Genomic DNA, 14351 nt, shown 5'->3' with positions numbered 1-14351 from the left:
CGGGTCCTCTGCCCATCATGGGCTTCCATTCGATTCCCTGATGCTAAACGTGAAAAGGATTCGCTTTGCCGGATGCAGGTGGCGCCCGAGACTCGTCGCATGTCCTCATCGCTCGTGCCATCCGCCGCGGATGCCAACATCCCCTCCACCAGGGCTGCCACCGGAACTGGGCCCGGCACTGGCGAGGCCTCCGTCGTCGAGGCCTCGCCGGCCGGCCCGGACACGCAGGGCCGTCGCCAGCACGAAGGCCTGGCGCTCATGGTCGGTGGCGGATTGCTGCTCGGCACGATCGGCGTGTTCGTCGAGGAGGCGGCGCAGGACCCGGCAACGACGGTGTGGTTCCGTTGTGTGTTCGGGCTCGCGGCCCTGTTGCTGTGGGGCGCCGCGCGCGGCCGACTCGGCGAACTCGTGCGGCTGCGCGGGCGCGCGCTGGCGGCGGTCCTTGCCGTGGGTCTGCTCACCGTCGTGAATTGGGGGCTGTTCTTCGCGGCCATTCCGCGCTGCTCGATCGCCGTGTCGACGGTCGTCTTCCATGTGCAGCCCTTCTGGTTGATGGCGATGGGGGCGTTCTGGCTGCGCGAACGCGTGACGCGCGCCCAGTGGATGGCCGCCGCCATCGCCTTGTGTGGCCTCGCGCTGGCCACCGGCATCGCGGATGAGGCATTCGCGCCGGTCGGCTCGACCGGCGGCGCCCTGCGACTGCCGGGCTACGCGCTCGGGGTGGGGATGTGCCTGCTCGGTTCAGTGAGTTACGCGGCGGCGAGTTTCATCGCCAAGCTCGAGGCCGAACGCGCCGGTTCGTTCGCGCTGTCGGCGGGGCAGTGCCTCGTGGGCGCCGTGGTGGTGCTGCCGTGGCCTCTGATGCACGGGCTGCCGGCGTTGGGCGCTTCCTGGGGCTGGTTGGCGGGACTCGGCGTGCTGCACACGGGGCTGGCGTATGTCGTGCTGTACGCGGGCATGGCGCGGCTCGGCACCGGCCGCATCGCGGTGCTGCAGTTCGTCTATCCCGGGACCGCGGTGCTGGTCGACTGGGCGGTTTATGGCCGGGCGCTGAGTCTGTCGCAGATGGCGGGCGTCGGACTCATCGCCGTCGCGCTGTGGACCTTGCGCCGTCAGGCCTGAGGACGCGGCTTCTCCGCCATCGATGCGGCCTGTCCGTCCGGAGCCGCAGTTGGTCGCCGCATGGGTGCTCCCCACCGCGCCCCTTCGTAGAGTGCGTCGCACACCACGAACCAGGGAGCGCTCCGTGATCCAGCCGTCGACCTCCTCGCTGTCCTTGCCAGCGTCCTCGCCGGCGCCGTCCGCCGCCTGCCGCCCGCCTGTCCGGATGCCTCGCGCCGCATTGCTCGTCGGCGCCGTCACGCTGGCGCTCGGTGCCTGCGCGCAGCCGGCGCCGCCCCCTCCCGCGGCGGAAGGGTTCGGTGCCGGCATCCGCGTCGACACCAGGACCGATGGTGCCGGTCTCGAGACGCCGCTCTACCCCGGCGCCGTGCCCTACAAGGATCGCGACGAGGACAAGTCGAGCGTGCAGATGAGCCTGTGGGGCGGGCTGTTCGGCATGCAGCTGGCGGCCGGAAAATTCCAGAGCAGGGACGAAGTCGATCGTGTCGGGAAGTTCTACCGCCGTGCGCTGTCGCGCTACGGCACGCCGCTGGACTGCGGCGCCGCCGACGCCCCGCGCGGCAAGCCGAAGGACGGTGGTCCGCTGACTTGCGACGACGACAAGCCCGATGCCGGCGGTCAGCTCTACAAGGTCGGCCTGCCGAAGGATTTTCGCGTCGTCTCGGTGAAGCCGCTGCCGGACGGCACGACGCAGATCAGCGTCGCCCGCGTGCGCTTCCGGTGAGCGGGCGCCACAGGACTGTCAGGCGATCACCCGCTGCGTGAACGCGCGCAGGTGATCCATCAGGACGTCCGAGGCCGACGCGGCGGCCTCGCCGTCCCCGCCGGCGATCGCCTCCGCGAGCTGCTGATGCGCGCGCGCGCCGACGGCGACGTCGCCCAGGTGCCGGTACGCATACCAGAAGCGCCGGCACTGGATGATCATCGGCAGCACCGCCGCGACCGCGTACCGGTTGCGGCAGGCCGTGTGGTTGACCCGGTCCAGCGACTGGTCCACGCGCATGTAGGCCTCGAGGTCATGCCGCTCGGCCGCCTCGGCCATGAGGGCGGCGCAGGCCATCAGTGCCGAGCGTTGCGCCGGTGAGGCCCGGCGGGCCGAGCAGCACGCGATCAGCCGCTCCAGCGGCCGTCGCGCTTCCAGCAGGTCCAGGTGCTCCGCCAGCGGCATGTCGCTGACCAGCAGGCCGCGCCGCGGCTGCTGCGTGATCAGGCCGCTGGCGACCAGCCGCATCAGCGCCTCGCGCGTCGGCGTCCGGCCCAGCCCGATCCGCGCGATCAACGCCGATTCCACCACCGGCGCGCCGGGGCGCAACTGCAAGGTCGCGATCAGCGTCTCTATCGCGTCGTAGGCCTGGTCCGCCTGGCGGCGCTTGTCGACGTCCTGCAGCTCGAGGGTGTCCGAAGTCATGGGCGCGGATCATCGCAGGTCCGGCGTGCGGGTATCCCCGGGGCGGCATCGGATTGAGTTTGCGCAGGTCAACCCCAGTTAAATCCGCGTCCGACCGGTGCCGGGCCGGACGGATGGGCCGCATACAATCACCGGTTCTTCCGTACGCCAGGACCTCGTGTCCGGCGGCGCTCCGGCCCGCGGGCCGGCGCCAACGCAATTCCTGAGGGATATCGACGTGTTTATTTCCAACGCTTTTGCCCAGACCGCGGGTGCCGCCTCGTCCGACCCGACCGGCGGCTTCCTGCAGATGCTGCCCCTGGTGGCCGTCTTCGTCGTCATGTACTTCGTGATGATCCGTCCCCAGATGAAGCGCCAGAAGGAGCACAAGACGATGGTCGAGGCCCTGGCCAAGGGCGACGAGGTCATCACCGGCGGCGGCATGCTCGGCAAGGTCGTCAAGATCGGCGAGCAGTACCTGACCGTCGAGATCGCCTCCGGCGTCGAGATCCAGGTCCAGCGCACGTCCGTCGTGCAGGTCCTGCCCAAGGGCACCGTCTCGAAATAATTCGAAACCCCGACCCGGGGCGGCCGCGTCCGGCGTGACCGCCCCTGACGACCCGGCCCGTGCGACGCACGCGCCGGGTCGGTTTTCAGAGGCGCCCCGGCACGATGCCCCGCATCGGCCGACCCGGCGCCTGGTTTGCAGAGGACCTCCTCATGAACCGTTATCCGCTGTGGAAGTACGCGCTGCTCGTCGTGGCGCTGCTCGTCGGCCTGATCTACACGCTCCCCAACCTGTTCGGCGAAGCGCCGGCGGTGCAGGTGTCCAGCGCCAAGGTCGTCGTCAAGATCGACGACGCGGTGCGCCAGCGCGTCGAGCAGGCGATCACGCAGGTCGGCGTCACGCCCGACTTCGTGCACCTGGAGGGCAGCTCGATCCGGGCGCGCTTCCACGACACCGACGCCCAGATCAAGGCGAAGGACGCGATCGCCAAGGCCCTGAACGGCAACGAGACGTCCGACCCCACCTACATCGTCGCGCTGAACCTCGTGTCGCGGTCGCCGGCCTGGCTGACCGCGCTGCACGCGTTCCCGATGTACCTGGGCCTGGACCTGCGCGGCGGCGTGCACTTCCTGATGCAGGTCGACATGAAGTCCGCGCTGACGAAGAAGGCCGAGTCGATGGCCTCCGACGTCCGCACGATGCTGCGCGACAAGACCATCCGCCATGCCGGCGTGAGCCGCGAGGGCAACGACGTCGCCATCAACTTCCGCGACGAGGCCACCCGCACGCAGGCACAGAACCTGCTGCGCGACCAGGTGCCCGACTTCGCCTGGACGCCGTCCGGCGCCGGCACCGAGCTGCGCCTGACCGGCTCGCTGACGCCCAAGGCGGTGATCGCCGTCCAGGACGCCGCGATCAAGCAGAACATCACCACCTTGCACAACCGTGTCAACGAGCTGGGCGTCGCCGAGCCGGTGATCCTGCAGCAGGGCCGCGACCGCGTCGTCGTCCAGCTGCCGGGCGTGCAGGACACGGCCAAGGCCAAGGACATCATCGGCCGCACCGCGACGCTGGAGATGCGCATGGTGGACGACAGCGCCGAGGCCACGGCCGCGCTGTCCGGCACGGGCCCGGTGCCCTTCGGCACCGAGCGCTTCACCGAGAAGGACGGCGTCACGCCGATCATCGTCAAGCGCCAGGTCGTCGTCACCGGCGACAACCTGAACGACGCGCAGCCGAGCTTCGACGAGAACCACCAGCCCTCCGTGACGCTGAAGATGGACGCCAAGGGCGCCCGCGTCATCAAGGACGTCTCGCGCGAGAACATCGGCAAGCGCCTGGCCATCCTGCTGTTCGAGAAGGGCAAGGGTCAGGTCGTGACCGCGCCGGTCATCCGCGGCGAGCTGGGCAACAGCTTCTCGATCACCGGCGGCGCCATGTCCACGCAGGAAGCCAGCGACACCGCGCTGCTGCTGCGCGCCGGCTCGCTGGCCGCGCCGATGGAGATCATCGAGGAACGCACCATCGGCCCGTCGCTGGGCAAGGACAACATCGACAAGGGCATCGCGTCGGTGACCTGGGGCTTCGTCGCGGTGGCCGTCTTCATGTGCCTGTACTACATGATGTTCGGCGTGTTCTCCGCGGTGGCGCTGGGCTTCAACCTGCTGCTGCTGCTGGCGGTGCTGTCGATGCTGCAGGCCACGCTGAGCCTGCCGGGCATCGCGGCGATCGCGCTGGTGCTGGGCATGGCCATCGACGCCAATGTGCTGATCAACGAGCGGGTGCGCGAGGAACTGCGCGCCGGCCTCGCGCCGCAGCAGGCGATCCACGCCGGCTACGAGCGCGCCTGGGCGACCATCCTGGACTCCAACGTGACGACGCTGATCGCGGGCCTGGCGCTGCTGGCCTTCGGCTCGGGTCCGATCAAGGGCTTCGCGGTGGTGCACTGCCTGGGCATCATCACCTCGATGATCTCGTCGGTGATGTTCTCGCGCGCACTGGTCAATCTCTGGTACGGCGGCCGCAAGCGGCTGAAGTCCGTGTCCATCGGCACCGTCTGGAAGCCCGGCACGACCGCGCTGTCGACCGAATCGGCGGCCGAGGCCGTCGAGGCCAAGTAACGGCTGCGGCCCCCGAAGAGAAGCGAGCGCACAACGCCATGGAATTCTTCCGAATCAAACGGGACATCCCGTTCATGAAACACGCGTTGATCCTCAACGCCGTGTCCTTCCTCACCTTCATCGCCGCAGTCTTCTTCCTGCTCACGAAGGGCCTGCACTTCTCGATCGAGTTCACCGGCGGCACGGTGGTCGAGGTCCAGTACGCCCAGGCCGCGGACATCAACAAGACACGCCATACCGTCGAGCAGATGGGCTTCGGCGAGATCCAGGTGACCAACTTCGGCACCTCGCGCGACGTCATGATCCGGCTGCCGGTCAAGCCTGACGTCAAGCAGGACGTGCTGGTCAGCCGCGTGTTCGGCGAGCTGTGCAAGTCCGAGAAGGGCCAGGTCGTCCAGCACCAGGAGGTCACGCCGCAGGGCGAGGCGGTGACCCGTCAGGCCTGCGCGGTCGGCGACGCCGAACCGCTGAAGCTGACCCGCAGCGAGGTGGTCGGGCCGTCGGTCGGCGCCGAGCTGGCGCACGACGCCGCCTACGCGCTGGGCTTCACCGTCATCGGCATCATGCTCTACCTGGCCTTCCGCTTCGAGTGGAAGTTCGCCGTGGCCGGCATCATCGCCAACCTGCACGACGTGGTGATCATCCTGGGCTTCTTCGCCTACTTCCAGTGGGAGTTCTCGCTGGCGGTGCTGGCGGCGATCCTGGCGGTGCTGGGCTACTCGGTGAACGAGTCGGTGGTCATCTTCGACCGGATCCGCGAGGCCTTCCGGAAGTACCGCAAGCTCAACACCCACGAGGTCATCGACCACGCGATCACGTCCACGATCAGCCGCACGATCATCACGCACGGTTCGACGCAGATGATGGTGCTGTCGATGCTGCTGTTCGGCGGCCCCACGCTGCACTACTTCGCGGTGGCGCTGACGATCGGCATCCTGTTCGGCATCTACTCGTCGGTCTTCGTGGCTGCGGCGATCGCGATGTGGCTGGGCGTCAAGCGCGAGGACCTGGTCAAGGCGGGCCCCGCCAAGGCCGGCGACCCGGATGACCCCAACGCGGGCGCGGTGGTGTAGTAGAGTCATCCGCACTCCTCAAACTCGAGCTCGATGACCGCCGCCGACGCAAGATCCCAGGCCCTGGCTTCGCAAGCGCGGCGCGTCCACACGGAGGTGCTGCTGCGAGGGCTGCCCGCCATGGTGGCCATCCTCACCACGGCGGTGCAGGATCAGCTCATGCAGCCGGCCGAGCATGCGCTGCAGATGGCCCGCCGCGACGCCTTCGAGGCGTGGCAGCGCGCCTCGACACCGTGGCATGCGCGGCTGGGCAAGTCGCTGCGGCACGCGTTCCACCACGGTGCGGGCGACTCGCGGTCGGCCTCGCTGTCCTCGCGACCGCAGAACCTGACCCTCGTCAGCGACGACACGATCGAGCGCGAGATCATCGCCTCGCGCCTGGCGCTGGCGATGATGGACAAGGCCAGCTGGGAATTCAGCGACCTGCGCAACCGGATGCAGTCGCTGGAGCGCATCGAGGACCTGCCGCAACAGGACCTGCTGCGTGCGCAGGTGCTGGCGCGGCTGGTGCTGGACGCCTGGTTCGAAGCCGGGTTGAGCAGCTCGGTCTGGCAGATGCTGCAGCGCTGGCTGCACCATGAGTTCTCCCAGCTGCTGAACGAGGCCTATCACGAGGCCAACCACTGGCTGATCCAGCAGGGGGTGATGCCCGAGGTGGACCTGCGTCCCTTCATCCGTCGCAACGCGCCGGCGGGAGGCATGACGCAGGCGGCGCCACTGGGTCCCGCGCAGGGCGTGGGTCAGGCGCACGGCGGCATCGCGCCTCAGGCCGGGCAGGTGGGCGCTCAGGCCGCCGGCCCGGTGGGTACGCCGGCGAGCCAGTCGGCCCAGCAGGTGATGGCGCAGCTGCAGCGCGTGCTCGCGCGGCATGTGCCGGAACTGGCGCAACCGCCACGGCAACCCCAGGCACCGACGCCGACCCGTTCCGGCATGCCGGCGGCGGGACCGGCGACGCGCAGCGGACTACCCGCCGCGCCGGCCGGTCCGGGGACGATGTCCGGACATCCGGGCGGCCCGCCGACGCGGACCGGCTCGCCGCGGCTGAGCGCCGCGATCAATCATGCGCAGGAAGCGGTGCAGCGCCGCGCCGACAAGGTGCCGACCGTCGATCAGGACCTGACCGCGCCACAGGCGCTGGACGAGATCCGCCACCGCAACCAGGCCCTGAAGCAGGTCCTGAAGAATGCGGCCGATACGCCGGCCGAGCGCGCCACGATCGAACTGGTCGCGCTGCTGTTCCAGGCCATCCTGCAGGAGGAGCGCATCCCGCCGGCGATCCGTGTCTGGTTCGCGCGACTGCAGATGCCGGTATTGCGGGTGGCGGTCGGCGAGCCGGATTTCTTCGCCACCGACGACCACCCCGCGCGCCGCCTGATCGACCGGATGGGCTCATGCGTGATGGGCTTCAGCACGTCGACCGCTGAGATCGGCGACGCGCTCGAGCGCGAGATCAAGCGGGTGGTGCAGGTCGTCGAGGCCTATCCCGACACCGGCCGACGGGTCTTCCAGACGGTGCTGACCGAATTCGAGAAATTCCTCGACCACTACTTCGAGCAGGAGAACGAGGTCTCGAAGAAGGGGGTGTCGCTTGCCCAGCAGGTCGAGCAGCGCGAGACGCTGGCGATCCAGTACACCATCGAGCTGCGTAAGATGCTGTCCGAGGTCCCGGTCCAGGACGGCGTGCGCGACTTCCTGTTCCAGGTCTGGGCGGATGTGCTGGCGGTGACCGGCGTGCGTTACGGACCTCAGGCCGAGCAGACCAAGGCGATGAAGCGTGCCGCGGCCGATCTGATCTGGTCGGCGAGCGCGAAGGTGTCGCGCGAGGATCGGGCCGAAGTGATCCGTCGCCTGCCGCCGCTGTTGAAGACGCTGCGCGACGGCATGGGTCACGCGGGGCTGACGCATGAGCGCCAGGACGAGCACATCCGGTCGCTGAACAACGCCCTGGCGGCGGCGTTCACGGCCAAGACTGCCGCCATTCCGCGCGAGCGGCTGGACGACCTGATGAGCCAGCTCGAGACGCTGGAGGCGATGCTCCCGTCGCCCGATTCCGGCGAGATCAACGAGACGCTGGTGCGCGACCTGTCCAGCCATGAGTGCGAAGGACTGGAAGTGGTCGCCGAGGGCGGCGCGGCGCCGACGACGGCGATGCTGGCCTGGGCGCGCGAACTGCAGGTCGGCAGCTGGTACATGCTGGACTACCGTGGCCGCGTCGAGCCGGTCCAGCTCGTCTGGCGCGGGCTGCGACACCACCTGATCCTGTTCGTTTCGCCACAGGGGCGCGGCGTGCTGTTCCAGCTGAACCGGCTGGCCGCGTTCCTGCAGGCGGGGCTGATGCTGCCGGCGCAGGACGAATCGCTCACCGTGAAGGCGACACGCAACGCGCTCGCCAAGCTCGAAGTCGACCCCAGCCGCCTGCTCGCCTGAGGCCGGCCTGCCGCTCGCCATGAAAAAACCGGCGCCGCGATGCGGGGCCGGTTCTTGTTTCGCCGCGCGTTCGGGCTCAGTGGATCAGGCGCTCTTCCGGCGCGACGAACAACTCGTCGAGGATCAGCGCATCGGGCTCCTCACCCAGGCTCCAGAACACCATCAGCACGATGATCTTCAGGTCCTCGAGGTCGAGCGGTCCGCCGGGGATGGCCATCGCGCGATCGATCACCATCTCGCGCATGGCGGTCGGCAGCACGCCTGCCGAGGCCAGGAAACTGATGAAGCCGATCGAGCTCTCGCCCAGATGCTCCTGCTCGTCGCGCGTATAGACGCGCATGCTCCGATCGCCGGGTTCGCCGTGATGCGATTCGGCCGCGCCGGCCAGGCCGTCCAGCCACGACAGGGCGTCGCGGATCTCGTCGTCCTCGAACCCGACCGCCGACAGTTTCCGGGTCAGTTGTGCGTGATCCGGGCAGGCGTCGGGCCGCCAATAGGTTTCGTACAGGTAGACGAGGACGTCAAACATGGCGGGGACTATAACCGACGCCCCGAAAGCCCTTCCCGCCGAAATGAACGGTCCGGGCCTCGGAATTTCCCCTTCCCGAGCGTCCCAACGCGTCGTTGAAGGGATCGGGATTCACGCCGAACCACGGCGCTGGAAGAGCGCGCCAGGCAGGCGGGCGACGCGGCCATCCAGTTCCAGGTCCAGCAAGGTCGCGTTGAGTTCGTCTTGCGGCCAGCCGCTGCGTTGCGAGAGCTGCTCCAGGGACACCGTGTCCCGGCCGATCGCGCGCAGGAGCGGATGATCGTCATCCGCCTCAAGCCGCCTGGCGTCGGGTGTCTCGTCGGCGTCGGCGTCGGCCTCTGCGCCCCCGTCGCGTTCGAGATCGAGTGATGCCGTCCGAGGCAGGCCGCCCGCCGGCAGCTCATTGATCAGGTCGTCCAATTCCTGGACCAGGCAGGCGCCCTGCTTGAGCAGGTGGTGGCAACCCCTGGATTGCGGCGCATGGATGGGGCCAGGCACCGCGAACACCTCCCGTCCTGCTTCGGAAGCCTGCCGGGCGGTGATCAACGACCCTGACTTCATGGCGGCCTCGACCACCAGGCAGCCCTCCGACAGTCCCGCGATGATCCGGTTGCGCTGTGGGAAATTCGGCGCCATCGGGGGCGTACCGACAAAGTACTCGCTCACCAGCAGCCCACGTCGCGCCACGTGGCGGGAGAGCTCCGCGTGGTCCAGCGGGAACACCTTGTCAGGCCCGGTGCCGAGGACGGCGATCGTGCTGCCGCGTGTGTTCAGCGCGGCCTCATGCGCGGCGCCGTCGATGCCCTGGGCCAACCCGGAAACCACGCAGAATCCTGCGTCGCCGAGGCCGGCGGCGAAGTGCCGCGCATTGTCATCGCCTTGCGGGCTCGGTTGCCGGCTGCCGACGACGGCCACGCAGCGCTCGGCGAGCAGCTCGCGCCGGCCGTCCAGATAGAGCATCAGCGGCGGATCCGCCGTGTGCAGCAGGGGAGGGGTAGTCGGGCGCGCCCAGCAGCAGGATCGAGCGACGTTCGCCGCTGGCCAGCCAATCTTCGGTACGGCGGACCAGCCGGTCCAACTGGTCGGGCCCCTTGGCCAGCAGCGCGGCTTCCTCAAGGGAAAGGCTGGCACCCCAGCCGGCGCGGCCCGCCCGCAAGACGGCCCCCGGTGCGCCATGGCGCGCGAGCAGCCGTCGTGCACCCCCGCGCGAGACGCAGGAGAGCAGGTGCAGCCAGTCGCGCAGTTCGTCGGGGCTCATCCGTGCGGTCCTGACAGCGACCTGAACCGGAGAGCCGCCGCCGTTTACGGCTGCGTGAAGCGGTCGCCTGCGACGACCGGCTCCTGGACCGTCAGGATCAGCGCGTACGACACGCGGTCGAACACCTGGAAGACGAAGAGCTGGCCGTGACGCTCGTCCGGCAGCCGGATCTCTTCACGGCGCGCGGTCGTGGGATCGCGCACCACACGGCCGGCATGCCACAGCGCCAGCACGTGGCCCCGTTCGAGTCCGTCCTGCTTGCCCTTGTTCAGTGCCACGATCTGGTTCTGGCCGGCAGTGATCGCATCGCCGTAGACCGAGATGATGGAGCCGCTGATCTCGCCTTGCGGTGCATGGGGCACGTAGCTGGTGTAGCCGCGCTCCGGCACCGGCGCCAGTCGGTCTCCCGGCTGGGCTTCGATACGGTTCAGCGTCAGCGTCAGCGTGGCCGGGACTTCGTCCTTCGTGCCACCGCCGCTGCCGGCGCGGATCAGATCGGCGGTGCCCACGTAGACGGCTTCGTAGCCCAGCACTTCCTTGGTCACCGGATCGCGCAGCGGGCGGGGTTCGCGGAACACGCGGAAGCTGTTCGCGTCGGCAGGCAGGTTGCCGCGCGCGTAGGCCCGGTCGCCCTTGGTCATCCAGACCCGGTTCTCCTGCGCCGAGACGAGCCTGGGGGCGGTTTCCAGTTCATTGCCGGTGAGCACCACCGCCTCGTTGAGGAAGGGTTCGATCAGATGCTGCGGGATGGCGGCGATGGAGCCGTCGTACAGCGACTCGGCGCGCACGCGCGGCGACAGCTTCACCGTGCCGCCCGGGCCGCCGGCACCGACGTCGCGGCCCAGCTGGAGGCGGGCGCGGCCGTCGGCCTTGATCAGCATCAGCACCTGACCGGGATAGATCAGGTGGGGATTGCGGATCTGGTCGGTGTTCATGCCCCAGAGCTCGGGCCAGCGCCACGGGCTCTTCAGGAAGAGGCCGGAGATGGCCCACAGCGTGTCGCCTGCCTTGACGGTGTACGTGTCGGGGGCGTTGGGCGCCAGCTCCGACAGCGGCACGCCGGCCTGTGCGACCTGCTGCGCCGTCTGGCGCTGTCCTTGGGTGATCGGGAAATCCCCCGCCGCGAACGACGGTGCGGCGGCAAAGGTGCCCGCCAGCAGGGCTGCAGAAATCATCGTCAAGCCCAGCGGCCGCCTTTGCGTCATTACTTGTTCTCCGCGCGCCGAGATCGAAGGCCCCTCGTGGCCAGTGGCGCTTTTGTGACGAGGGCCAGACTGACCGCCAAATCGGCGAAAATCAACCGTCTCGCTGGCGGCGATTCTGCCCCGGTTCAGGGGGCCCGGCAATGAACCGGCCCGCCCTCCCTTGCAAGCCCTTACAAACCGGCGTTGTGCGCTGTCCACAGCCGCGCACCGCGCCTCGCGTCCTCACCATGGCGAAACTTTCCATTCTTCGATACCCCGATCCACGCCTGCACACGGTGGCCAAGCCCATCGCCGCCGTCGACGACCGCCTGCGCGCGCTGGCCGACGACATGCTGGAGACGATGTACGACGCCGACGGCGTGGGCCTGGCGGCCACGCAGGTGGACGTGCATGAACGTCTGCTGGTCATGGACGTCTCCGAGGAGCGCAACCAGCCGCTGGTGCTGATCAATCCGGAACTCGTCGCGCGCAGCGACGAGATGATGGAAGGCGAGGAGGGCTGCCTCTCCGTGCCGACCATCTACGACAAGGTCATGCGCCACAAGAAGGTCACCGTCCAGGCGCTGGACCGCGACGGCCACACCTTCCAGTTCGATGCCGAGGGCCTGCTGGCCGTCTGCGTGCAGCACGAGATGGACCATCTCGCCGGCAAGGTGTTCGTGGAATACCTGAGCCCGCTCAAGCGCGAGCGCATCAAGACCAAGCTGGTGAAAAAGGCCCGCGAGGACGCGAAGCACTGATGGCCGCCGATCTGGCTGCTGGCTCGAACGCCGGCCTGCGCGTCGCCTTCGCCGGCACGCCTGAATTCGCCGCGGTGGCGCTGCAGGCGCTGCTGGACGCAGGCTTCGAGGTCCCGCTGGTGCTGAGCCAGCCGGATCGTCCCGCCGGCCGCGGCATGAAGCTGCAGGCCTCGCCGGTGAAGCAGCTCGCCGTGGCGCGCGGCATCGCGGTCGCGCAGCCGCGCAGCCTGCGGCTCGACGGCAAGTTTCCCGACGAGGCCGAAGCCGGCCGTCAGGCGCTGCTCGATGCGCGCCCCGACGTGCTCATCGTCGCCGCCTACGGCCTGATCCTGCCGAAGTGGGTGCTGGACCTGCCGCGATTGGGCTGCCTGAACATCCACGGCTCGATCCTGCCGCGCTGGCGCGGCGCCGCGCCGATCCACCGCGCCATCGAGGCGGGCGACGCCGAGACCGGCATCACCATCATGCAGATGGACGAGGGCCTGGACACCGGCGACATGCTGCTGGTCGAGCGCCTGCCGATCGCCGCGGCAGACACGACCGGGACCTTGCACGACAAGCTGGCGACGCTCGGCGGCCGGCTGATCGTCGAGGCGCTCGAGCTGGCCGCCTGCGGCGGCTTCCATCCGGTGACGCAGCCCGAGGCGGGGGTCACCTACGCCCACAAGATCGAGAAGGCCGAGAGCCAGATCCCGTGGCACCACGACGCTGCGCAGATCGCGCGCCGGCTGCGCGCCTTCGATCCCTTCCCGGGCGGCGTCGCGCCTCTCGACGGCGAGGCGGTGAAGATCTGGCGCGCCGAGGTCGTCGCGGCGGCAGGCTCGCTCGGCGAGCCGGGCCAGGTGCTGACGGTGTCGCCCGAAGGCCCGGTCGTCGCCTGCGGCGCCGGCAGCGTCCGGCTGACCGAGCTCCAGCGCGCCGGCGGCAAGCGCCTGCCGGCGGCGGCCTTCCTGCAGGCGCGGCCGCTGCAGGCCGGCGCCCGGTTCGCTTAACCCTGACTGAACCATCGGACAAACCGGCCCGGCGCCGGCTTGAAGCTGGCCACCTTGCCGTCACCTGGGACATCGGGACGGTGTACCGTCCCCCTGGGTTTCCGTTCGCGGCCATGGCCGCTGTTTTCGAGGAGTGATTGCGATGTTCAACCTGATGAAGACCGCCATCCTGATGGCCGCCATCACCGCGCTGTTCATGGTGATCGGCTCCCTGCTGGGCGGCCAGACGGGCATGCTGATCGCGCTGGTCGTCGCCGTGGGCATGAATTTCTTCAGCTACTGGTTCTCCGACAAGCTGGTGCTGAAGATGTACAACGCCCAGGAGGTCGACGAGCGCAGCGCGCCGCAGTTCTACAACATGGTCAAGGAGCTGGCCGAGCGCGCCCAGCTGCCGATGCCCAAGGTCTACCTGATCCAGGAGGACGCGCCCAACGCGTTCGCCACCGGCCGCAATCCTGAGCACGCGGCCGTCGCCGCGACGACCGGCATCGTGCGCGTGCTGTCCGAGCGCGAGCTGCGCGGCGTGATGGCGCACGAGCTGGCGCACGTGAAGCACCGCGACATCCTGATCTCGACGGTCAGCGCGACGATGGCCGGCGCGATCTCGATGCTGGCGAACTTCGCGATGTTCTTCAGCCCGCGCGACAGCGAAGGCCGTCCGGCCAATCCGATCGTCGGCATCCTGGTGGCGATCCTGGCGCCGATCGCGGCTTCGCTGATCCAGATGGCGATCAGCCGCGCCCGTGAATTCGAAGCCGACCGCGGCGGCGCGGAGATCTCCGGCGACCCGCAGGCGCTGGCGACCGCGCTGGACAAGATCCACCGCTACGCCCAGGGCATCCCGCTGGAGACCGCCGAGCGTCACCCGGAAACGGCCCAGATGATGATCATGAACCCGCTGTCGGGCGGCGGCCTCAAGGGGCTGTTCAGCACCCACCCGTCGACCGAGGAGCGCATCGAGCGCCTGATGGCGATGGCGCGCGGTTGAAC

General features: G+C 69.1%; 13 protein-coding genes. 9 read left to right on the top strand and 4 right to left on the bottom strand.

The genetic code is table 11. The features are described from left to right. The first annotated feature begins 99 nt into the window (after positions 1-99). Both ACQ86G_RS04455 and ACQ86G_RS04450 read left to right on the top strand, forming a co-directional pair. Entirely contained in the window at positions 100-1122 is a 1023-nt protein-coding gene (locus ACQ86G_RS04455) for a DMT family transporter (RefSeq protein WP_431259509.1), read from the top strand. Between the two features lie 124 nt (positions 1123-1246). After that, complete coding sequence (locus tag ACQ86G_RS04450) at positions 1247-1846, top strand: hypothetical protein (RefSeq protein WP_431259508.1); 600 nt, start codon at positions 1247-1249, stop codon at positions 1844-1846. An 18-nt stretch (positions 1847-1864) separates the two neighbouring features. On the opposite strand, the gene ACQ86G_RS04445 is transcribed toward ACQ86G_RS04450, so the two are convergent. Further along, complete coding sequence (locus tag ACQ86G_RS04445) at positions 1865-2530, bottom strand: GntR family transcriptional regulator (protein WP_431259507.1); 666 nt, start codon at positions 2528-2530, stop codon at positions 1865-1867. 217 nt (positions 2531-2747) lie between these two features. Here ACQ86G_RS04445 and yajC point away from each other — a divergent pair, with 217 nt between their 5' ends. The 4 genes from yajC to ACQ86G_RS04425 all read left to right on the top strand — a co-directional run bounded on the left by yajC (position 2748) and on the right by ACQ86G_RS04425 (position 8637). Beyond that, positions 2748-3077 carry a preprotein translocase subunit YajC gene (yajC, locus tag ACQ86G_RS04440; protein ID WP_431101423.1) on the top strand — a complete coding sequence of 110 codons (330 nt, stop codon included), beginning with the start codon at positions 2748-2750 and terminating at the stop codon, positions 3075-3077. A gap of 152 nt (positions 3078-3229) precedes the next feature. Continuing rightward, positions 3230-5137 (top strand): protein translocase subunit SecD, encoded by a 1908-nt coding sequence (gene secD / locus ACQ86G_RS04435; protein WP_431259506.1) that lies wholly within the window; start codon positions 3230-3232, stop codon positions 5135-5137. 38 nt (positions 5138-5175) lie between these two features. Further along, positions 5176-6210, top strand: a complete 1035-nt coding sequence (gene secF / locus ACQ86G_RS04430) for a protein translocase subunit SecF (protein WP_431259505.1) — start codon at positions 5176-5178, stop codon at positions 6208-6210. Positions 6211-6243: 33 nt separating this feature from the next. Next, positions 6244-8637, top strand: coding sequence for a DUF1631 family protein (locus tag ACQ86G_RS04425; protein ID WP_431259504.1), 2394 nt, complete (start codon positions 6244-6246; stop codon positions 8635-8637). 76 nt (positions 8638-8713) lie between these two features. Here ACQ86G_RS04425 and ACQ86G_RS04420 read toward each other — a convergent pair whose 3' ends face one another. From ACQ86G_RS04420 to ACQ86G_RS04410, 3 genes are all read right to left on the bottom strand, one after another. Beyond that, positions 8714-9166 (bottom strand): DUF494 family protein, encoded by a 453-nt coding sequence (locus ACQ86G_RS04420; protein ID WP_431259503.1) that lies wholly within the window; start codon positions 9164-9166, stop codon positions 8714-8716. A gap of 111 nt (positions 9167-9277) precedes the next feature. Continuing rightward, a complete protein-coding gene (gene dprA, locus ACQ86G_RS04415) occupies positions 9278-10126 on the bottom strand; it encodes a DNA-processing protein DprA (RefSeq protein WP_431259502.1) in 849 nt (282 codons plus the stop codon). A 342-nt stretch (positions 10127-10468) separates the two neighbouring features. Next, positions 10469-11629, bottom strand: a complete 1161-nt coding sequence (locus tag ACQ86G_RS04410) for a LysM peptidoglycan-binding domain-containing protein (RefSeq protein ID WP_431259501.1) — start codon at positions 11627-11629, stop codon at positions 10469-10471. A gap of 227 nt (positions 11630-11856) precedes the next feature. On the opposite strand from ACQ86G_RS04410, the gene def reads away from it, so the two are divergent. The 3 genes from def (at position 11857) to htpX (ending at position 14349) form a co-directional block, all read left to right on the top strand. Next, positions 11857-12369, top strand: coding sequence for a peptide deformylase (def, locus tag ACQ86G_RS04405; protein WP_431259500.1), 513 nt, complete (start codon positions 11857-11859; stop codon positions 12367-12369). Positions 12370-12404: 35 nt separating this feature from the next. Further along, on the top strand, positions 12405-13361 hold the full coding sequence (fmt, locus tag ACQ86G_RS04400; protein ID WP_431261332.1) for a methionyl-tRNA formyltransferase: 957 nt from the start codon (positions 12405-12407) through the stop codon (positions 13359-13361). A 142-nt stretch (positions 13362-13503) separates the two neighbouring features. Then, entirely contained in the window at positions 13504-14349 is an 846-nt protein-coding gene (gene htpX / locus ACQ86G_RS04395; protein WP_431259499.1) for a zinc metalloprotease HtpX, read from the top strand. Positions 14350-14351: the final 2 nt, after the last annotated feature.

Origin of the sequence: Roseateles chitinivorans (assembly GCF_050632145.1) — a bacterium.
GTDB classification, from domain to species: domain Bacteria; phylum Pseudomonadota; class Gammaproteobacteria; order Burkholderiales; family Burkholderiaceae_C; genus Roseateles; species Roseateles chitinivorans_B.
The sequence above is the reverse complement of the archived record's forward strand: the minus strand, read 5'-3'. Positions and strand labels throughout refer to the sequence as shown.

Coding starts and splice junctions, on each gene's coding strand:
- ACQ86G_RS04455 (WP_431259509.1), top strand. CDS start 100: ATGTCCTCATCGCTCGTGCCATCCGCCGCGGATGCCAACATCCCCTCC.
- ACQ86G_RS04445 (WP_431259507.1), bottom strand. CDS start 2,530: ATGACTTCGGACACCCTCGAGCTGCAGGACGTCGACAAGCGCCGCCAG.
- secD (WP_431259506.1), top strand. CDS start 3,230: ATGAACCGTTATCCGCTGTGGAAGTACGCGCTGCTCGTCGTGGCGCTG.
- secF (WP_431259505.1), top strand. CDS start 5,176: ATGGAATTCTTCCGAATCAAACGGGACATCCCGTTCATGAAACACGCG.
- ACQ86G_RS04425 (WP_431259504.1), top strand. CDS start 6,244: ATGACCGCCGCCGACGCAAGATCCCAGGCCCTGGCTTCGCAAGCGCGG.
- ACQ86G_RS04420 (WP_431259503.1), bottom strand. CDS start 9,166: ATGTTTGACGTCCTCGTCTACCTGTACGAAACCTATTGGCGGCCCGAC.
- dprA (WP_431259502.1), bottom strand. CDS start 10,126: ATGCTCTATCTGGACGGCCGGCGCGAGCTGCTCGCCGAGCGCTGCGTG.
- ACQ86G_RS04410 (WP_431259501.1), bottom strand. CDS start 11,629: ATGACGCAAAGGCGGCCGCTGGGCTTGACGATGATTTCTGCAGCCCTG.
- def (WP_431259500.1), top strand. CDS start 11,857: ATGGCGAAACTTTCCATTCTTCGATACCCCGATCCACGCCTGCACACG.
- htpX (WP_431259499.1), top strand. CDS start 13,504: ATGTTCAACCTGATGAAGACCGCCATCCTGATGGCCGCCATCACCGCG.